General features: G+C 63.6%; 16 protein-coding genes. 4 read left to right on the plus strand and 12 right to left on the minus strand.

Features of this window, described 5'->3' with window-relative positions; translation table 11 throughout:
- Positions 1-714: 714 nt before the first annotated feature.
- Complete coding sequence (locus tag IZU87_RS15865) at positions 715-2,157, minus strand: sodium:solute symporter family protein (protein WP_213115159.1); 1,443 nt, start codon at positions 2,155-2,157, stop codon at positions 715-717.
- Positions 2,158-2,344: 187 nt separating this feature from the next.
- Here IZU87_RS15865 and IZU87_RS15870 point away from each other — a divergent pair, with 187 nt between their 5' ends.
- The gene (locus IZU87_RS15870; protein ID WP_213115160.1) at positions 2,345-3,448 is read left to right on the plus strand and encodes a LysR family transcriptional regulator; all 1,104 of its coding nucleotides are present in this window, start codon (positions 2,345-2,347) and stop codon (positions 3,446-3,448) included.
- A 133-nt stretch (positions 3,449-3,581) separates the two neighbouring features.
- On the opposite strand, the gene IZU87_RS15875 is transcribed toward IZU87_RS15870, so the two are convergent.
- From IZU87_RS15875 to IZU87_RS15915, 9 genes are all read right to left on the minus strand, one after another.
- Positions 3,582-5,102, minus strand: a complete 1,521-nt coding sequence (locus IZU87_RS15875) for an aldehyde dehydrogenase (protein WP_213115161.1) — start codon at positions 5,100-5,102, stop codon at positions 3,582-3,584.
- A complete protein-coding gene (locus IZU87_RS15880; RefSeq protein WP_213115162.1) occupies positions 5,099-6,469 on the minus strand; it encodes a Zn-dependent hydrolase in 1,371 nt (456 codons plus the stop codon). The genes IZU87_RS15875 and IZU87_RS15880 overlap by 4 nt, the downstream gene beginning before the upstream one ends.
- Before the next feature lie 123 nt (positions 6,470-6,592).
- Positions 6,593-8,320 carry a thiamine pyrophosphate-binding protein gene (locus IZU87_RS15885; RefSeq protein WP_213115163.1) on the minus strand — a complete coding sequence of 576 codons (1,728 nt, stop codon included), beginning with the start codon at positions 8,318-8,320 and terminating at the stop codon, positions 6,593-6,595.
- Between the two features lie 109 nt (positions 8,321-8,429).
- Positions 8,430-9,221, minus strand: a complete 792-nt coding sequence (locus tag IZU87_RS15890; protein WP_213115164.1) for an aldolase/citrate lyase family protein — start codon at positions 9,219-9,221, stop codon at positions 8,430-8,432.
- 3 nt (positions 9,222-9,224) lie between these two features.
- Positions 9,225-10,514, minus strand: coding sequence for a TRAP transporter large permease (locus IZU87_RS15895; protein ID WP_107334689.1), 1,290 nt, complete (start codon positions 10,512-10,514; stop codon positions 9,225-9,227).
- A complete protein-coding gene (locus IZU87_RS15900) occupies positions 10,511-11,092 on the minus strand; it encodes a TRAP transporter small permease (RefSeq protein ID WP_249330662.1) in 582 nt (193 codons plus the stop codon). The genes IZU87_RS15895 and IZU87_RS15900 overlap by 4 nt, the downstream gene beginning before the upstream one ends.
- Positions 11,093-11,094: 2 nt before the next feature.
- Positions 11,095-12,072: a TRAP transporter substrate-binding protein gene (locus IZU87_RS15905; RefSeq protein WP_054556958.1), complete on the minus strand. Its 978-nt coding sequence runs from the start codon at positions 12,070-12,072 to the stop codon at positions 11,095-11,097.
- Positions 12,073-12,416: 344 nt separating this feature from the next.
- A complete protein-coding gene (locus IZU87_RS15910) occupies positions 12,417-13,724 on the minus strand; it encodes an O-acetylhomoserine aminocarboxypropyltransferase/cysteine synthase family protein (protein ID WP_213115170.1) in 1,308 nt (435 codons plus the stop codon).
- Between the two features lie 197 nt (positions 13,725-13,921).
- On the minus strand, positions 13,922-14,827 hold the full coding sequence (locus IZU87_RS15915; protein WP_213115165.1) for a helix-turn-helix transcriptional regulator: 906 nt from the start codon (positions 14,825-14,827) through the stop codon (positions 13,922-13,924).
- Positions 14,828-14,849: 22 nt separating this feature from the next.
- Between IZU87_RS15915 and IZU87_RS15920 the strand changes: the two genes are divergently transcribed.
- The 3 genes from IZU87_RS15920 (at position 14,850) to IZU87_RS15930 (ending at position 18,322) form a co-directional block, all read left to right on the plus strand.
- Positions 14,850-15,149: a hypothetical protein gene (locus IZU87_RS15920; RefSeq protein ID WP_213115166.1), complete on the plus strand. Its 300-nt coding sequence runs from the start codon at positions 14,850-14,852 to the stop codon at positions 15,147-15,149.
- Between the two features lie 45 nt (positions 15,150-15,194).
- Positions 15,195-17,366 carry a TonB-dependent siderophore receptor gene (locus tag IZU87_RS15925; RefSeq protein WP_249330663.1) on the plus strand — a complete coding sequence of 724 codons (2,172 nt, stop codon included), beginning with the start codon at positions 15,195-15,197 and terminating at the stop codon, positions 17,364-17,366.
- 65 nt (positions 17,367-17,431) lie between these two features.
- The gene (locus IZU87_RS15930) at positions 17,432-18,322 is read left to right on the plus strand and encodes an alpha/beta hydrolase (protein WP_213115167.1); all 891 of its coding nucleotides are present in this window, start codon (positions 17,432-17,434) and stop codon (positions 18,320-18,322) included.
- A gap of 168 nt (positions 18,323-18,490) precedes the next feature.
- Here IZU87_RS15930 and madM read toward each other — a convergent pair whose 3' ends face one another.
- Positions 18,491-19,252 (minus strand): malonate transporter subunit MadM, encoded by a 762-nt coding sequence (gene madM / locus IZU87_RS15935; RefSeq protein WP_213115168.1) that lies wholly within the window; start codon positions 19,250-19,252, stop codon positions 18,491-18,493.
- A 10-nt stretch (positions 19,253-19,262) separates the two neighbouring features.
- Positions 19,263-19,745 (minus strand): malonate transporter subunit MadL, encoded by a 483-nt coding sequence (madL, locus tag IZU87_RS15940; RefSeq protein ID WP_131432133.1) that lies wholly within the window; start codon positions 19,743-19,745, stop codon positions 19,263-19,265.
- Positions 19,746-19,972: the final 227 nt, after the last annotated feature.

Here is a 19,972-nt window from a genome sequence, read left to right on the forward strand (position 1 = left end):
GTCGTTAGGGTTTCACCCATGGCGAGTGGTCCTCTTGAATCGTGTTCTGGCAGGAATATCCTGATTCTACAAGAGAAAACCACTCGCCATCTTCGTTTTCAGGTCGGCCTCATGAATAAGCCGGGTTGAGGGTTTTCATAGCAGTATCCACGTTATCGTTATTGTGAGCGGGGCAGTGCATGCGGGACTTCTCGTGACCATGATGCTGCGTCCGGGAGATGCATGCGGTACCTGTCCCTGCCTCTTGTTGTGATGGTACGCCTTCAATCTATGAGGCCCTCCCTTCGCGGTCAACGAATCATCAGCCTTTTGGGCTTTCAAATTTCAATACGCAGTATTTGCCAAATTTATGTAAGAAAACATGTGTGTATTGCGCGGTGACAACATGCGGGGATTCCGATGAGAAATTGGCCGATTGATGACAGAAAAGGCAGCCAAGTCGTCGCAAGGATAGTCGGCAGTCGCTCACGAAAAACCTGCCTGAAGGCATCTGCTCGGTCAGCAGAATGGTCATCGGAATGGCCATCATGGTGACCAGCAGAATGGCTATCAGAGTGGCGCGCAGGAAACCCGCAGAGAATTGATCCTGACCACAGGAAAGCCCCCGTTGCCGATGCTCTCAAGAGGTCATCGGCAACGGGGGCTTTCGGGTGCTGCATCACTACTTGATAAGCATTGAGCGCAACTGTTCGCTCAGTCAGTCAGCTCGGTCAGTCAGCGCGCCGCGGACTCGGTCGAGAGGCTCAGGCTCGGCTTGCGCAGCGCCAGCGGCATCAGCGCCAGCGGCATCAGCGCCAGCGAGACCGGCAGGCCGATCATCACCGGGTGCAGGCCGAAGGGATGGCCCAGCACCTGCCACAGCACGGCGGTGGCCAGCCCGCCCCACATCATGATCACTCCGCCACGCGGGTCTGGCGTGCGACGGCACAGCGCGACCACCGTCGGCACTAGCACACCGCAGACCAGCATCGCGCTGCCGAGAATCCAGATATCGAGCAGACGCGGTGCATAGAGCGCCAGGCCCAGCGAAATCAAGGACATGGCGACCACCGAGTGACGGCTCATGCGCAGCATGAAGGCATCATCGCGGCCCTTCATGCGCGGCTTGATGATGTCGTTGGCGATGGAGGACGCACCGGCGATGAAGAACGAATCGGCGCACGAGATGATGGTCGCCAGCAGCACGACGACCATGCTGACCATCAGCGGCAACGGCAGGGTGGCCTTGATGATGGCGTAGAAGGACAGGTCCGGATTGGCGACCGCGATATCCAGTCCCAGCTTGGCGAAGGCGCCGATCAGGACCACGGCACCGCCGACCAGCAGCGTGAAGACGATGGCGACGGCGTAGCCGGTCCGTGCCGCCTTGAGGCTGCGTGCGGCCCAGAAGCGCTGCCAAAGGTCCTGGCGCACGAACTGATAGGCGCCGATGGTCAGCATGTAGACCGCCAGTTCATGGCCGGAAATACCGGTCAGGCTCAGGAAGTCAGGGTTGCCTTCGGGCATGGATGCCGCGCTGATGAATTCCCAGCTGCCGCTGGCGTAGTAGACGGTGACCAGCAGGAAGAAGATGCCCAGGGTCTGCAAGGTGCCCAGGATGGCGTCTGACCAGATGACCGCCATCAGGCCGCCCAGCCATGTCTTGGCGGTCAGCAGTGCCCAGGTCAGCAGGATGCCCACCGGCAGTGCCATGCCGAACACCAGCTTGAGCACCGTGGCCACGGCCACGAACTGCATGCCGGTGATGGCCGCGTAGGCACACAGGATGCTGAGCAGGGTCGGCACCCTGACGCCTTCGCCAAAGCGACTGACCAGGAAATCGGCCAGGGTCACCATGTTGAGGCGCTCGCCTTCGGCGTGGATCTTGCCGATGAAGAAGTACAGGGCAATGCCTGCGAAGGTCATGCCCACCGGCAGCCACAGCTGGCCCATGCCGAAGGTGTAGCCCTTGGAGACGAAGCCCAGCAGGGTAGAACCGCCGACGGCGGTACCGATCAGCGTACAGATCAGCGGGAAGGTCGAGGTGGAACGGCCTGCGACATTGTAATCATCATAGGTCTTGATGCGGCGGAAGAAATAGAGCGAAAGCCCCATCAGAAATACGCCACATGCTATGATCATGATCGAGAGAATGAAGGTTTCTCGGGTATCGAACATCGTCGTGTTTTCCGCTTTATTGATATTGTATTGATCGTCATTACTGTCTTGAGCGAGGGGGAATATATCACTCGAGGGCAGACGTTGGTGACGCGGTGCTGACTTTATTACCATCTGGCGCACCACCGGGAGAGCTTTTCATTGCGCTCTTGTCGGTCGCGCCACTTTCGGGACAGGAACAATCGCCATGCGACCCATACATGACACGCTGGACTGGAACCTGCTGAGAACATTCATCGTCATCGTCCAGGAGGAAAGCGTCAGTCGGGCCGCGGCGCGTCTCTACCTGTCACAGCCAGCGGTGAGTCTGTCACTCAAGCGCCTGGAAGAGCGCCTGGGGCAGCGTCTGATCGAACGGGACAGTCACAGTTTTCGCGTGACCGGGGCGGGGCAGGTGGTCTATCGCGAGGCGGTGGAGATCTACGCCAATGTGGCGCGTCTCGCCTCTGAGGTGGGCAATAGTCATACGGAGATTTCCGGACATGTCTCGCTCCTGTTCATCACCGGCATTGAATGCCGTTTCCTTGATAGCGTGTTCGCACGCTTTCACCGCTGTTTCCCCCAGGTCACCTTCTCGATCCAGGAAATGTCCAGTCACGAGGTGCAGCAGGGTTTGCTGCAGCGCCAGGGGGCCTTGGGTATCTGTCTGGCCCAGCAGACGCCTGAACAGCTGATGTCCCAGGTGCTGGCGCGCCAGAATTACCGCTACTTCTGTGGTCGCATGCATCCGTTGTTCGGTCAGCAGAACCTGCCGATGGATGCGCTGCGCAATGAACGCTATGTCTCCTTTGGCAGTGAGCAGCTCGATGGCGTGCTGTCACCGCTGGCGATGTTCCGTGCCCGCGAAGGCGTGCAGGGCCCGGTGATCGGTCAGTCCAGCAGCCTGCAGGAAATCCGCCGCATGGTGCTGGCCGGTTGGGGCATCGGCTGCATGCCCGAGCACATCGTGCGCCGTGAAGTCGCGGAAGGAGAGTTGTGGCCCCTGCCGCCCTACGGTGGCGTGGCCGATATCGACCTGCACCTGATGTGGCACCGCGAGGCGCGTTTCAGTGCCGCCGAATCCACCTTCGTCAATTTCATGCACAACGCGCTGGCCAAGGTGCCGCTGGAAGAGCGTCTGCATCGCGGGCTGGAAATGCAGCCCGCCGCGGCCTCTGCCGCAGCCGACGGCGTGCCGGCCAGTCGCGACCCGCTTGCCGCCGTGCATGCTGATCCTGATGCTGAACGGCCGGGTGCGGCCCAGCCCGAGCCCGACGAGAATGAGGGCGAGGGCACGGGCGAGACCGTCTAGACCGAACCTCAGTTTCAAGCCCCTTTTCTCAAGCGCTTCACGGCCCCATTTCTCGACTACCACCCACGGCACCGCTGCCATCCTGCAACATCGGATGACAGCGGTGCCTTGGGTGGGTGGGTCGTCACAGGCCTCAATAGGCGAGATTGATCCAGGTGGTCTTCAGGTCTGAGTACTTGTCCAGCGCGTGCAGTGACTTGTCACGCCCGAAACCGGATTGCTTGACGCCACCGAAGGGCACGCTGATGTCGCCATCGGCGTAGCAGTTGACCCACACCAGACCCGCCTTGAGACGCCGCGAGACACGATGGGCACGCGCCAGATCGCGGGTCCACAGACCAGCGCCCAGCCCGTAGATGGAATCATTGGCCAGTTCGATGGCCTCTTCCTCGCCGCTGAACCGGGTCACGCCGAGCACCGGGCCGAAGATTTCCTCGCGCATAACGGTGCTGTTCTGGCCGCCTTCCACGATGGTCGGCTCCAGATACCAGCCGCCGGCGGTGGCGTCGCTGGGCGCGATCGCCTGACCGCCCTGGTGCAGCGTCATGCCTTCCGAGAGCGCCGTCTCGACGAAGCCGAGCACCTTCTCGTGGTGGTCCGCGCTGACCAGTGCGCCCATGCGCGTGGCCGGGTCGAGCGGATCACCGGCCGGCATGGTACGGGCGCAGGCGATCAGACGCGGCATGAAGTCATCGAAGATGGCCTCATCGACATACAGGCGCGAACCGGCGATGCAGACTTCGCCCTGATTGATGAAGATGGCATCGGCGGCGGCGCGAGCGGCCTGGTCCAGGTCCGGGCAATCGGCGAACACGATATGCGGCGACTTGCCGCCACACTCCAGCCACACACGCTTGAGGTTGGAGTCGCTTGAGTAGCGCATGAAGCGCTTGCCGGTCGCGGTGGAGCCGGTGAAGGCCAGCGCATCGACTTCCATGTGCAGGCCGAGCGCCTGACCCGCCACCGCGCCCAGGCCCGGCGTGACGTTGAACACGCCCGCCGGGATGCCGGCTTCATCGGCCAGTGCTGCCAGACGCAGCGCACTCAGGCTTGAGGCTTCGGCCGGCTTGAGCACCACGCTGTTGCCCAGCGCCAGCGCCGGCGCGAACTTCCAGGAAGCGATCATCAGCGGGAAGTTCCACGGCACCACCGCCGCGACCACGCCCAGCGCTTCACGGGTGATGGTGGCGTGCACGTTCTCGCCGGTGGGCGCGATCTCGTCGTAATGCTTGTCGATGGCCTCGGCATACCAGGCCACCGAGCGCGCGGTTTCCGCCAGATCAAAGCCCAGGCTGTCGCCGATCGGCTTGCCCATTTCAAGCGTCTGCAGTAGCGCCAGTTCTTCGGCATTGTCGCTGATCAACTGGGCAAAGCGCTGCAGCACGGCCTTGCGGGCCTGGGGCGACTGACGCGACCAGACACCGGATTTGAAGGCGCGACGCGCGGCCATCACGGCGCGATCGATGTCCTGTTCGGTGCAGGCGGTGATATGCGCCAGTACTTCGCCGGTGGCCGGATTGTAGGCCGGGAAGGTGTCGCAGCCAGTGCTTTCGGTATAGGCGCCATCAATGAAGGCACGCGTCTCGAAGGTCAGCGCGGCGGCGCGTTGCTGCCAGTCGGCATGCGTCAGCGGGGCGGATGTGGCAGTGCTCATTGGGCGTTCTCCGCGGTGTTGTGGGTCGCATTGGCGTCGTCAGTGTTGGTGCTGACGATGCCGGCACGCTTGAGCATCGCCAGCAGCAGGACGTTGGCGCCATCCTCGAGATCGGACGGTTCGGCGTTCTCGCTCTCGTTGTGGCTGATGCCGTCTTCGCAGGGCACGAAGATCATCGCCACCGGGTTGATGCCGGCGATCTGCACGGCGTCGTGACCGGCGCCGGTTTCCATGTCGCGGTAGCTGAGTTCCAGCACTTGACTTGCGCTGCGCACCATCTCGATCAGTTCCGGCGCGAAGGGCGTCGGCGGAATGTGCTGGACCTCGATCAGCTCGATGTCTACGCGTTGCTTGTCGCTCTGGTTGGCGGCGTGATGCTTGAGGCACAGCGCCTTGAGCTGGTCGTGCATCTCGGCGAGCACTGCTGGTTCCAGGTGACGCAGGTCGACGCTGAAGCGCACCTGGCCCGGAATCACGTTGCGCGAGTTGGGATGCACATTGAATTCGCCACAGGTGACGCGACCGTTGGGCTGGTAGGCATCGGCCAGCGTCAGGATGTCACTGACCAGCGCGCAGGCGGTCTTGAGCGCATCGCGGCGGTAGGGCATCGGCGTCGGGCCGGCGTGGGCTTCCTGACCGCTGACCACCACGTCAAACCAGTGCAGACCCAGCGAGCCGGTGACGGCGCCGATGGTGATCTCTTCCTGCTCCAGCACCGGGCCCTGCTCGATATGCGCCTCGAAATAGGCGCCGAAATCATGGCTGCCCACCGGCACGTCGCCGGCATAGCCGGTGCGCGCCAGTGACGCGGCAACGCTGTCGCCGTCACGGTCGGTGGCGGCCAGGGCCTTCTCGAGCGGGATCAAGCCCGCATGCACGCCGGACCCCATCATCACCGGCACGAAGCGGCTGCCTTCCTCGTTGGTCCAGATCACCACTTCCAGCGGGGCTTCGGTCTCGATGCCGCGCTCATCCAGCACGCGCATGACTTCCAGGCCGGCCAGCACGCCGTAGCAACCGTCGAACTTGCCGCCGGTGGGCTGGGTGTCGATGTGGCTGCCGGTGGCGACCGGCGGCAGGCTGTCATTGCGCCCCGGGCGACGGGCGAAGATGTTGCCGATCTCGTCGACGCGCAGTGTCAGGCCAGCGGCCTCGAGCCAGCCGGTGACCAGCTCGCGGCCGGCGCGGTCTTCTTCGGTCAGGGCCAGACGGCAGTTGCCGCCCTTGGGCGTCGCGCCGATCTCGGCCAATGTCATCAGCGCGTCCCACAGGCGCTTGCCATCGACGCGCAGGGCGAGGCTATCCAGAATCTGCTGGGTCTGTTCGGTATTGGCAGAGGGAGCTGAAGGGGTAGTGGTAGTGGACATGTTGTTGTATGACTCCTGTCGTCGCGCTCTGGCGGCATGGTTCAACTGTTCTGACTGGCGACCTTCCCGCCTTCGGGCGACGGGAAGGTCGTCCGAAGGCGGGAAGGAGCGCCTCCCTGTGACTTACTCGGCCGCGTTACGCGTGAGGGCATCTTCACGGATGCCGCTGAGCAGCTTGCCCGGGGCGATGCCGTCCGGGTCATAGCGCAGCTCGATCAGGGCCGGCAGACGCTCGCGGTCGGCGAATTCCAGGGCGCGCTTGAAGCTTTCCTCGAAGTCCTCGTCCTTCTCCACCACCTGACCCAGGCCGGCGTAGGCGGTGACCAGCGCGGCGAAGTCCGGGTTGGTGAAGGTCAGCGCGATCTCACGGCCCGGGAAGTCGTTTTCCTGGTGGGCGCGGATGGTGCCCCACATGCCGTTGTTGAACACAAGCACCACGACGCCGAGGCGGTACTGCAGTGCCACGCCCAGTTCCTGCAGGTTCATCTGGAAGCAGCCATCACCGGCGTAGCAGACGGCGGGGCGTTCCGGGAATTCCAGCTTGCTGGAGATGGCGGCGGGCAGGCCGTAACCCATGGAACCGACGGTCGGGGCCAGCGAGCTGCCCAGGCCACGGAAGCGCACGTAGCGGTGTGCGTAGAGCGCGTAGTTGCCGGCGCCGACGCTGATGCAGCCCTTGCCATCGAGAATGCGGTCGACGGTCAGGCTGACCTTGTCCAGGCTCAGCGGGCCCGGCGACGGCTGCTCTTCCAGCGTGGCCAGATAGGCGGCGCGCGCCTCGCGGGTAATGCCGGACCAGCGCGGTGCGCTATCCGGGGACAGGGTGGAGAGCGCCAGTGCGAAGCCGTTGACGTCGGTATTGATGGCCAGCGTCGGCTGATAGACACGGCCCAGCTCTTCCGGGTCTGCGTAGATGTGCACCAGCTTCTGGGTCGGCACCGGCGACTGGATCCAGCTGTAGCCTTCGCTGGTGGCTTCGCCGATACGGGTACCGACGGCGATCACCAGGTCACTCTCGACCAGCTGCTGACGCAGCGCGTCATGCATGCCCATGCCGACGTGACCGGCGAATTGCGGCAGTTCGGCATCGACGCACTCCAGACGGCGCCAGGCGACACCAGTGGGGATATCGAAGCGCTCGGCGAAGCCTTCCAGCGCGACCTGGGCATCGCGGGTCCAGCCGCTGCCGCCGACCAACAGGAAGGGACGCTCGGCAGTCGCGAGCAGGCTCTTGAGCTCATCGAGCTGCGGCTGACCCGGGTAGGTGGCCAGACGCGGGTGCGGCTTGACGTCCGCGACCTGGGCTTCGCCCCACAGGGTGTCTTCGGGCAGTGCCAGCACCACCGGCCCCGGACGGCCGCTGCGCGCCACCTGATAGGCACGCGCGATGTATTCCGGAATGCGCGAGGTGTCGTCGATCTGCGCGACCCACTTGGTCATCTCGCCGAACATGCGGCGGTAATCGATTTCCTGGAAGGCTTCGCGCTCGATGAAGTCGCCACCGACCTGACCGATGAACAGGATCATCGGCGTGGAATCCTGATAGGCGGTGTGCACGGCGATGGAGGCGTTGGTGGCGCCCGGGCCACGGGTGACGAAGCACACGCCCGGCTCGTTGGTCAGCTTGCCGTAGGCTTCGGCCATGTAGCCTGCGCCACTTTCCTGGCGGCAGACGATGGGCTCGATGGCGCCCTTGTGCTCATTGAGCGCATCGATGCACGGCAGGTAGCTTTCGCCCGGCACCAGGAAGACACGCTTGGTGCCGTGCAGACGGATCTGATCGACGAGGATCTGCCCGCCATTGCGCAGCGGCAGGGTGGAAGCGGAGGAAGTGTTCGCGGCCTGAGTCATGGGAGTGCTCTCGTTGTTGTTGAGAAATCAGTGTTGAGAAATCGGTGTTGAGACGTCGGTAGTTTTGACGCGGTAATGAATTCGGTGCGGCGCTCGTGAGGGCAGCGGCTCAGGTCTGAGGGATGGGCATCGGGTCAGCGCCGCGAGCGGGCATGAGGTCGTAAAGCGCTTCGAGCTGTTCGGGGTAGATGACGCAACGCGCCTGCAGCCCCTGCTGATTGGCCCAGTGCTGGTCGGTGCCCAGCCCGTGCTTCCAGCGCCACGGGCCATCGATGGCCAGCCGGCGATGGGTCTTGCAGGCCCGCGCCAACCGCTGACGCCACGGCTTGAGCGTCTCGGTGATGGTGGCGGCGGGCTGGTCGGGCATCAGGCCCAGATCCGCAGCCAGATCCCCGGTACCGATCAGTGCTCCCAGCAGGCGTGGCGTGTCATCGCCCGCGGCGAGCAGTTCCTCGGTGGCCAGCAGTCCGGCCTGGCTTTCCAGCGTCGCGACGCTCTTCAGACTGCCCCGTGTCAGGCCATGCAGGGCTTCCTGCTCGGCGAGGGCGTCATCCAGCGCAGCCAGCTGGGCGCGTTGCTCGACGGCGGGCAGGAAGATGGCGGCGGGAGTCCCGGTGGGATCGCCCAGGGTGGTGCTGATCAGCTCTGCCAGTTCGTCGCGACCGCCGTGCTCCAGCAGGTTGAGGCGCACGGCCGGCCACACCTTCAGGGCACGGGCGCGTCTGGCGAAGTCGGCGAAGCGACTGATGGCAAGCTTGCGTCCGGCGGCCGGGGTGAACTCTTCGAGATCGACCACGATGGCATCGGCGCCGCTGGTGAGGGCGGCCTGCAGACGGGCGTCGTCGTCACCCGGTACGAACAGCCAGCGCTGGGGAAGCTTGTGGTCCATGGCGGTGGTCATCACTCAGCCCTCCATCAGGTTGGGCAGGAACAGCACGAGTTCCGGAATGAAGGTGATCAGCATCAGCACGGTCAGCATCGCGCCCAGCATCAGGCCCAGCGGGCGCAGCGAATCGCTGACGTTGATACCGGCGATGCGACAGGCGGCCATCAGGTCGATGCCCAGCGGCGGCGTATTGGCGCCGATGGCCAGATTGACGGTCAGCAGTACCCCGAAGTGCACCGGACTGATGCCGTATTGCGCTAGCAGCGGCATCACGATGGGCGTCACGATGATGATGATCGCCACGCTTTCCATGAAGGAACCCAGCACCAGTAGCACGGCGGTCAGCAGCAGCAGGACGCTGATGCGGCTGTCGGTGAATTCGCCGATCAGCTGGGCGATGGCCTGCGGCACCTGCTCGTAGGTCAGGCCCCAGGCGAACATGCCGGCCGCACCGATGATCAGCAGGATGGCGCCGGTGGTCTCGGCAGTTGCCTTGACGCTGTCCAGGAAGCCGCGCCAGGTCAGGCTGCGATAGACACAGGTGCCGATGATGATGGCGTAGAGAATCGCGGAGGCGGCGGCTTCGGTGGGCGTGAAGACCCCGAAGCGGATGCCACCGATGATCATCACCGGCACCATCAGGGCCGGCATGGCGCTGAGCAGGGCGCGGCGACGCTCGCCGGGCACACGGGCCGCGACACCACCCGACCAGCCATGCTTGCGTGACATGTAGAGGGCGACGCCGACCAGCGCGACGGTCAGCATGAGGCCGGGGATGATGCCGCCCATGAACAGCTGGCCCACCGAGGTATTGGAGGTGGTGCCGTAGACGATCATCACGATGCTGGGCGGAATCACGGTGCCGATGGAGCTGGCGGTGCCGACCAGCGCACTGCTGAAGCCCTTGTCATAGCCGTTGCGAGCCATGGTGGGCAGCAGCATGCTGCCGATGGCGATCACGTCCGCCACGCCGGAGCCGGACAGCGCGCCGAACATCATGCAGGCGAGCACCGCGACCACCGCCAGACCGCCGCGGATGTCACCGACCATCGCCATGCACAGGCGTACCAGGCGTTCGGTCAGACCGGCGCGGTTCATCAACTGGGCGGCGAGCACGAACAGCGGGATCGCCAGCAGGGTGAAGCTTTCCATCCCGGCCACGAATTGCTGCGCCGAGACCATCATGGGCGCGGCACCGAAGGCCAGCAGGTAGAAGAGGGCCGACATCAACAGCGCGAAGGCGATGGGAATGTCGATGAGGATGCCGAGCGCGAATACGCCGAGCAGAGCCAGGGCGCCGAGAGTCATGAGGCATCTCCTTGGCGTGGGGATGACGGGGCGTCATCGGCCAGGGTGTCACGGGAGGTTGCGGTCGGCGTCAGCAGGTGCTCCAGCTGTACCAGTGCCATCGCGGTGCAGCACAGCGGCACGGACAGATAGACGATACCGGCCGGAATCTGCAGCGCAGTGGTGGTTTGACGCATCGTGATGACGGTCAGATCCATGCCTGCCTTGGCCAGCAACAGCAGCATGATCAGGATCATGGCGTCAGTGATGCGTCCGGTAATGCGCTGGATACGCATCGAGCGCACCAGCAGCGGCAGCAGGCCCGCACTCAGGTGAGTGCGGTTGCGGGTGCAGGACACCGCGGCCAGCAGGGTGGTCCATACCAGCACCAGCTGCGGCAACTCTTCTGCCCAGTGCGGCGGCTGACCCATGACCCAACGCATGAAGACGGTCCAGATCACCAGTGCCGACAGCGCGGCGACTCCGCTGGCAGCCAGGGCCAGACAGCCCCGGCAGCTCCAACGTGAGAGGGTGATCATCAAGGTACGCACGGCACACAACATGGCCAGCGGCTTGACGGAGGGAGAGGCGGAAGACATCGTTACTCGCCCTTGCGGTATTGCTCGACCAGGCCCATCAGCTCAGGCCCGAAGACGTCGGTGTACTCGGCCCACACACCCTGCACCTTGGCATTGAAGGGCGCGGTGTCGACCTCGTTGACCTGCATGCCTGCTTCTTCCAGCTTGGCGACCAGCTCGGCGTCATCCTTCTGGGTCATCGCGCGCTGCTTGTCACGCCATTCGTCGGCGCTCTTCTGCACTGCGGCCTGATCCTGCTCGGAGAGCTGGTTCCAGGTGAAGTTGGAGATGGTCAGACACGCCGGTGCCCAGACGTGACCAGTGAGGGAGACGTAGTCCTGCACTTCGCTGAACGAAGAGGAATAGATGATGGCCAGCGGGTTTTCCTGGGCATCGAACACGCCCTGCTGAAGCGCGGAGTAGAGCTCACCGAAGGACAGCGGCGCCGGGCTGGAACCCAGTGCGGTGAAGGTGTCCAGACGCATCTTGTCCGGCGTGACGCGAATCTTGAGGCCCGCGAGGTCTTCCGGGGTGGTGATGGGGCCACGGTTGTTGGTGACGTGACGGAAGCCGTTTTCCCACCACGACAGGATCTTCATGTTGTGCTCGTCGGCGACATCCTCGAGCGCATCGCCCAGCTTGCCATCGTAGGCGGCGTAGGCATGTTCGCGGTCCGGCCAGGAGTAGGGTAGTTCGACGATGCCGAAGCGGGCATCCAGCGGCTGGAAGGAGCCACAGCCGATCACGCCAGCCGGCACGCTGCCGATCTGCATGCCTTCCACAACCGTCTTCTCGTTGCCGAGCTGTCCGCTGGGGAAGACCTGGAAATTGACGCGGCCATCAGTGGCCTCGGCGACATCCTTGGCAAAACCTTCCGCAGCGATGTTCCAGCTATGGGTGGGCGCCAGCACGTGGCCGAGCTTGATATCCTGAGCCTGAGCGGCGCTCAGCGGCAGGATAGCGGTAGCGGCAATTGCAGCGGTCAGCAGGGTACGCTTCATCGGGACACCTCTTGGAGTTGTTATCGTTGTGACAGGCGCCTCTGTGTGCGCCTTGATCCAAGAGTGTGTTCTGTTCGTGTATTTCGGTAGTTTCGATTTTTTATTCTTGGTATTAACCAGATTTATGCTGGGTCTCGATGGATCGCCGACCTGAGAGTCTAGTCTTTTTATATACCGTTATCTTGCTTTGCAGCCCATTGCGGTTCTGGCAGGCCTGGGCGCAGCAGCAGTCATCGGGACACGCAACACAAGGCGCCCGCGAAGAGGGGTGTCTTCGCGGGCGCTGAGATATCACTGAGACAGCCTGGTTGGCGCCTCAATGTCGTTTGGGAGCCGCTCTCGCGTCACGCCACCGCCTTGTCCAGCGCCTGGCTGACATCGGCGATGATGTCGTCGATGTGCTCGATCCCCACCGAGATGCGCACCAGATCCGCCGAGACACCGGCCTTGGCCAGTTCTTCCTCGTTGAGCTGGCGGTGGGTAGTGGAGGCCGGGTGGCAGGCCAGCGACTTGGCATCGCCGATATTGACCAGGCGCAGAATCATCTGCAGCGCATCGATGAACTTGCCGCCGGCGATGCGCCCGGCTTCGGCCTTGTCATCACCAGTCGCGTCCGTCTTGATGCCGAAGCTTATGATACCGGAGGCCTTGCCGCCGGTGATCTTCTGGCAGGTGGCGTGATAGGGGCTGTCGGGCAGCGCGCCGTAGTTGACCCAGCTGACGCTCGGGTGCTGCTGCAGATACTCGGCCAGCGTGAGCGCATTGCTGCAGTGGCGTTCCATGCGCAGGCTGAGGGTTTCCAGGCCTTGCAGCAGCAGGAAGGCGCTCTGCGGTGACAGCGCCGCGCCAGTATTGCGCAGTGGCACCACACGGCAACGCCCGATATAGGCGGCCGGACCGAAGGCCTCGGTGTAGACGACGCCGTGGTAGGAGGGGTCCGGCTCGTTGAGAATCGGGAAGCGCTCCTTGTTGGCGACCCAGTCGAACTTGCCTGAATCAATGATGATGCCACCCACGGTGGTGCCGTGGCCGCCGATATACTTGGTCAGCGAGTGGATCACGATATTGGCGCCGTGATCGAAGGCGCGGCACAGCACTGGCGTGGCGACGGTGTTGTCGACGATCAGCGGCACGCCATGCTGGTGGGCGATCTCGGCCAGACGCTCGAGATCGACGATGTTGCCGGCAGGATTGCCGATGGACTCGCAGAAGACGGCGCGGGTCTTGTCATCGATCAGCGCCTCGAGGCCGGCGAAATCATCGAAGGCCGCCATGCGCACCTCGACCCCCTGACGCGGCAGGCTATGGGCGAACAGGTTGTAGGTGCCGCCATATAGCTGGCTGGTGCTGACGATGTTGTCGCCGACCTGCACCAGCGCCTGGATGGCATAGGTGATCGCCGCCATGCCGGAAGCCACCGCCAACGCCGCGATACCGCCCTCGACGGCGGCCATGCGCTGCTCCAGCACGTCATTGGTCGGGTTCATGATGCGGGTGTAGATGTTGCCCGGCACCTTGAGATCGAAGAGGTCCGCGCCGTGCTGGGTATCATCGAAGGTGTAGGAGGTGGTCTGGTAGATCGGCACCGCCGCCGCCTTGGTGGTGGCTTCCGAGGTATAGCCGTGATGTAGGGCGAGGGATTCCAGCTTCATGTTGTCAACCGACATGACAGTGTCCTTGTGCGAGAGCGTGGCGAAGTCTTGTTGTGTCGTGCTGTTCTTCGTGATGTTCAGTTCGTGCTGTGGTCGTCCGTCCGTATGCGGCTGCGGTCTGCCTCCACCGCCAGCAGGGCGCATGCCGCGACGACGCTCAACATTAGCGACGGGTCATCGCCAAGTCCAAGCGTCGCTCACGCCGGCACCACCGGCCGCTGACTGGGCGGCACGCCGAATTGGCGGCGAAAGGCGGTGGCGAAGTTGGCCGCGCTGCGATAGCCCGCCAGTTCGGCTGCGGCTTCAATCGTCAGTTTGCGGTCCTGCAGCAGGTGCGCCACTCGGGTCAGCTGCCGCCGCCGCAGGTCCTGCGCCAGGGGCTGGCCGTAGGCGTCGCGATAGCGGCGCTGCAACTGGCGCACGCTCATGCCCAGCCGTGATGCCATCTCCGCCCGGCTCAGATAGGCGGCTTCCCCGCTGTGTATCCAGTCTTCCAGCCTTGCCGCCCAGTGCTCGCCAAGCCCTTCGGGAGTCGGATGAGAAAGAGAGGCGGTGGCCGCCAGGCATTCACTGATCACTTCCAATGCCAATGACTCGATGCCGAGACGCAGCGCCAGCGTCCCCGGCCGTTGGCGGCTGAATTCCTCCAGTCGCTCGATCAGACGCGCAGACGGCTGCCAGGCGTAATGGGCCAGATGCCGCGCCTCGGGCATCAGTTGGCTGGCGCGTGATACCCCCAGATGCAATTTCAGCCACGCCGGTGTCAGCGACAGGATGGCGCTGTGCTCCTGCGTGCCTTTCACGCTCTTGAGCGCGAATTCCGTCACTTCATCGAGGGCGATGCATAGCGCACGCCCCGGTGCCAGTGCATGGCTGTCCGGGCCGAAACTGACCTTCGGCTCCCCGCGCCATACCACGGCGATCTTGAGGGACGGCTCGATACGGGAGCGAATCATCAGATCGGCACGTTTGCGCACGCGGTTGAGGCGCATGAACAACCCCGGCTGAACCTCATGCAGATGCATGTTGCCGATCAGCGCGCCATCGCCGGACTGGCCCTCGGCAGGCTCGCACTGGTGGTCGCTGGTCAGGGCGCGCGCCATGCGGTGGACGTGCTCAAGCTCGATGATCTTGGGCCTTGCGCTCTCACTTGAGGGCGAGGAGGAGGCTGTGGAGAACGCAGTGGAGGAGAAAGAAGAGGAGGGCATAGAGGAGGGCATAGAGGAAGAAATAGAGGAAGGAATAGAGGAAGGAATAGAGGGCGAAGCGGAAAGCGCATCAGTGGTCGTCGTGGCACCGCCAGCGCGGCCGGAAAGGGAGGTAAGGCTCATCTTGTCGCACCTGCAAACATCACGGAGGGTTCCGCAAAGGTTTTTGTCGTCGTGGAGTGCCAAAATGCCCCGTCAATGCATCAAGTGCAAATAATTATCATTAGTGACAGTAGATAACGGAACAAGGCAAGGGGACACGATGAACAAGAAGCACACTCAAGGACGCGGACTGTGTGGGGCAGGGGCGCGTCGTTTGATGCTCGGGGCGGGCGTGGTGCTGGTCAGTATGCCGGCGCAGGCGGACGACTCGACGCTGGTGCTGGATACGCAGCGGGTCACTGGTCTGCGTCTGTATGACATGGCCTCCAGTGAAGAAAGTGGTGGCTATAGTGTCGATGCCGCCACGGTGGGCTCCAAGGTGCCGGCCTCGCTGCGCGACATCCCGCAGTCCGTCAGCGTCGTGACCCATGACGCCATCGAGGACCAGAACTTCATCACCCTGGATCAGCTGGCGGCGCGTACGCTGGGCGTGCGGGTGCTGAACAACGACAGTGGCCGCTCGTCCATCTTCGCGCGTGGCTACGAGTACGATGCCTACAGCATCGATGGCCTGTCCGCGCCGATGTCGAGCCTGACGGGCTCGGTGCCTTCGCTGACCGCCATCGATCGGGTCGAGGTCATGCGCGGGCCGTCGGGGCTCTTCAACAGCACCAGTGAGCTGGGCGGCGTCATCAATCTGGTGCGCAAGCGCCCGACCGATACCTTCCAGGGCTCCATCAGCGGCAGCGTCGGCACGCTGGATGACAGCAGCGTCAGCGTCGATATCTCCGGGCCCATCGATGAGCAGGGCCGTATCCGCGGGCGCCTGGTGACCCGCTCCACGGAGCAGGCGCAGTGGGTCGATGACAACGACAACACGCTGAATGATTTCTATGGCGCGCTGGATATCGATCTGGATGAGAACACCGAGCTGTCACTGGGTGTGATCCACAACACCAAGGACATCACCGTCAATCAGGGTCAGCCGGTGGGCAGCGATGGCGACTTCACCTACGGACGAAGTTCGGCCTTCTATGGCGCGGACTGGAACAGCTTCGAGAGCGACTCCACCGATGTCATCGCCGAGCTGACGCACCACTTCAGTTCGCGCGGCTATGGACGTCTGGCGGCGCGTTACAGTGATCGCAATGCCGATTACGAGTACGCCTACAGTGGCTCCGCGCTCAGTGACAGCGGCGACATGAGCAGTGTCGCGGGCTATGCCGGTTTCACCGATGAGACCTCGGTGAGCGTGGATGCCAGCTATACCCAGGGCTTCGATGCCTTCGGCAACCAGAACGAATTCGTGGTCGGGGTCGACTACAAGACCTCAGAGGCGGACACCACCGCAGCGCGCACCAGCAACCTGACCGGCTCCAGCGCCAGCATCAGCGAGCTGAACAACCTGGTCTATGTTGACATTCTCGGCAACGCGCGTGACGGCGTCAGTGGCTACAGCCTGTCGCGCACCAAGACCACCCTTGAAGAACAGGGCCTGTACGGCAAGGTGACGCTGCGTCCCGTGGCGCCGCTGGCCGTGATACTGGGCGCGCGGGTCAGCCATTTCTCGGCGGATTCCGAAGACAGGATCAATGGCGGCAGCAGCGACATGCAGGACACGGCTGTCACGCCCTACGGCGGACTCGTGTACGACCTGGACGCCGATCACTCCGTCTATGCCAGCTACTCCAAGGTCTTCGAGCCGCAGACTAGTGAAGGCGAGGACGGGGACCTGATCGACCCGCGGGAAGGCGAGAAATACGAGATCGGCATCAAGGGCAGCTATCTGGATGGCGCCCTCAATGCGCGCATCAGTGGCTTCCAGCTGACCGACAGCCACCGCGCGGCATCCTCCACCGACAGCAGCGTCGATTACTCGGTGGATTCCGGCAAGATGCGCATCACCGGTGCGGAGCTGGAGCTTGCCGGCAACATCACGCCGCAGTGGGATGTCATCTTCGGCTACACCTACATGGACTCCGAAGTGCTGGAGGCCGGCAGCTCAGATGCCCTGTTGATGCTGATGCCCAACAACATGGTCAATCTGTGGACCCAGTATCGCTTCGAAGGCAACCTGCTGGACGGCGTATCCGTCGGTGCCGGCATGACGGCACTGAGTGACTTCGACAACACCCAGGGCACCATCCATGCACCGGGCTATGCGGTATTCGATGCCATGCTCGGTTACCAGTTCACGCCGAGACTCAGCGGCCAGTTGAACGTCTACAACCTGTTCGACCGCGAATATTACGTGCGCGCCGGTTCTGCCAGTGTCTTCAACTTCGTGGGACGCCCGGCCAGCGCCGTCGCGACCATGAAGTACGAGTTCTGATGATGAGTCTCGGATTGCGTGCACGCATGAGGCTATTCGCCCGGCTACAGGCATGGGGACTCATCATGCTGACATCCGTTGCTGTCAGCGTGCCGGCCCTTGCCATGACTCACGCCGCTGATGAGGCGCTGCCAGGCACCACGTCATCCTTCACCCAGCATTCGCGCCTCACGGGGCACGATTATCTGATACAGGTGGCATTGCCCAGGGTCGCGCCGCCTCCGGGAGGTTATCCCGTGCTGCTGGTACTGGACGGCAATCGCCACCTTGATCTGTTCACGGCAGCGCGCGACATATTGGGACGTCGCGGCTTTGACAAGGCGCCGGCGAATCTCGCCATCGTCGCGGTCGGCTACGCGGGCAGTGACGATCAGGCAGAGGCGACGCGTACCACCGTCACGACACTGCGCTACAAGGACTTCACTCCACCGCTCACCAGCGGCACCGCGCCTGAAGGCACGGGTGGCGGGGCGCAGTTTCTGGCCTATCTGACGCAATCCTTGCCACCTGAACTGGCCTCACGTTATCCGCTCGATCTCGAGCAACCGGCGCTGGTCGGTCACTCGCTTGGCGGCCTGTTTGCACTCCATGCCCAGCAGCAGGCCCCCGAGGCGTTCGGCGCGATCTTCGCGATCAGCCCGTCGCTGTGGTGGTTGCAGGAGAATGACCAGGCCAACTGGCCGCTGCGTCTTGCCTGCTCCGAGGCGGCGGGCTCGGTATTGATCGCCGCTGGCGGACGCGAGCAATCGCCGCAGCCACAGCGCAATGACCCGGAGCGGGACAGGCTGCGTGTCCAGCGCGCGATGATCGACAACGCCCAAGCCTATGCGCGCCAGTTGGGCGAGCGCTGCCCGCAGATCGAGGTGGAATGGAAGTTGTATGAAGGCGAAGACCATGGCAGCGTGATGTGGCCCGCCGCGCGCTCGGTGATGAAAATGTTGTTGGGGGAGCGCTGATCAGGCTTGCCTGCGCGAAAGTGCGAAAGCGCGTGCGTGCAGTTGAAAGGGGGGCAGCTAGACAGTAAAAACACGACGGCGGCATCAGCGTGGGGCGTTTTGTCCTTGCTGATGCCGCCGTCGTGTCTGGTTTGGTGCAGTCCTTACTTACTAATTGCAGAGCAGCGCTTACATCACCGCACGTACCGCCAGGAACAGCACCGTCGGGGCGAGCAGAATGCCCAGGCCGGTGTAGAAGGTGGCCGTCATCGCGCCGTAGGGCACCAGGCGGGCATCGGTGGCGGCGAGACCGGCCGCGACGCCGCTGGTGGTGCCGATCAGGCCGCCGAAGATCATCGCGGAGCGGGGATTGTCGAGCCCGATCAGGCGCGCCGTCATCGGCGTGGCGACCATGGTCAGGATCGACTTCACCAGTCCGGCCGCGATCGACAGCGCGACCACTTCGGAGCTTGCCCCCAGGGTGGCACCGGTGACCGGGCCGACGATGTAGGTGACCGCGCCCGCGCCGATGGTGGTGATATCGACCGGGTCGGTATAGCCGAAGGCGATGGCGACACCACCACCGGCGATGAAGGAGATCAGCACACCGACGAACAGCGCCACGACCCCACGAAAGCCGGTCTGGCGGATTTCCTTCAGGTTGACCCCGTAGGCGGTGGCGATGATCGCGAGATCACGCAGCATGCCGCCGCCCATCAGGCCAAGCCCCGAGAACAGCGTGACATCCGAGAGCCCCTTGCTGCCGCCGGCGGTCGCGCCGCCCACATAGGCCAGCACCAGGCCGAGGATGATGGCGATGGCGGAGCCGTGCAGCTTGCCGTGGGTCAGGTTGTTGCTGATCCAGTAGGCGACATACATCGCCAGGCCGATCACGGCAAAGGCGGCGACCAGATGATACTTGTCGAACAGTTGGACGAGTGACTCGATCATGGTTCAGCCCTCAGTGTTTGTGCGCAGGAGTGGAGGAGGTGTGGCGGCTGCGGTCCAGCACCGGCGCCCCCGTCGTCACTGAGGTTCTGGTCGGCGTGTAGCGGGTCTCGCCGGCGAGCGGGTCATCTTCCAGCGCATTCTCGGGGCGCTTGCCGGTCAGCAGCGGCACGAGGGCCAGCCCCAGCACCACGGCCAGCACGCCCGCCACCAGCGCGACCATGCCGCCACTGAAGGCCGCGACCACGTTCTGGCTGGCGGCCATCGCGACCACGATGGGGATGTACATCGCGTTCCAGAAATTGATGCCGCTGGCGGTGCTGTCGGCCATCTTGCCGCGGTCCTTCAGCACGCCGGTGATGAAGATGAGCAGCAGCATCGCGATGCCGACGCCGCCGAGATTGGAATCGATATTGAGCATTTCTCCGAGCAGATCACCGATCACGAGACCGGCCATCATGCACCCTGCGAGCAGGGCTACTCCGTAGATCACCATGGCGTAATCCCGCCTTATTCACGAGTGCCCTGATCGGGCGGCTTGAAGTGGCTGGCCGTTGGGTTCTCGCACCAGGGGCGCTATCTACGCCGTAACGGCTCGCTGAATCATGCCCAAATGCTGCTCTTCTGTCGTATCTATATAACGTTCAGGAATTAATCACGCCGTTAAAGCAGCCGTCATCGTCGACCGTCGCTGCGGTCGCTCGATTCTTGAAGCTATGGTGG

The sequence above is a fragment of the Cobetia sp. MC34 genome (assembly GCF_018340035.1).
Classification (GTDB): domain Bacteria; phylum Pseudomonadota; class Gammaproteobacteria; order Pseudomonadales; family Halomonadaceae; genus Cobetia; species Cobetia amphilecti.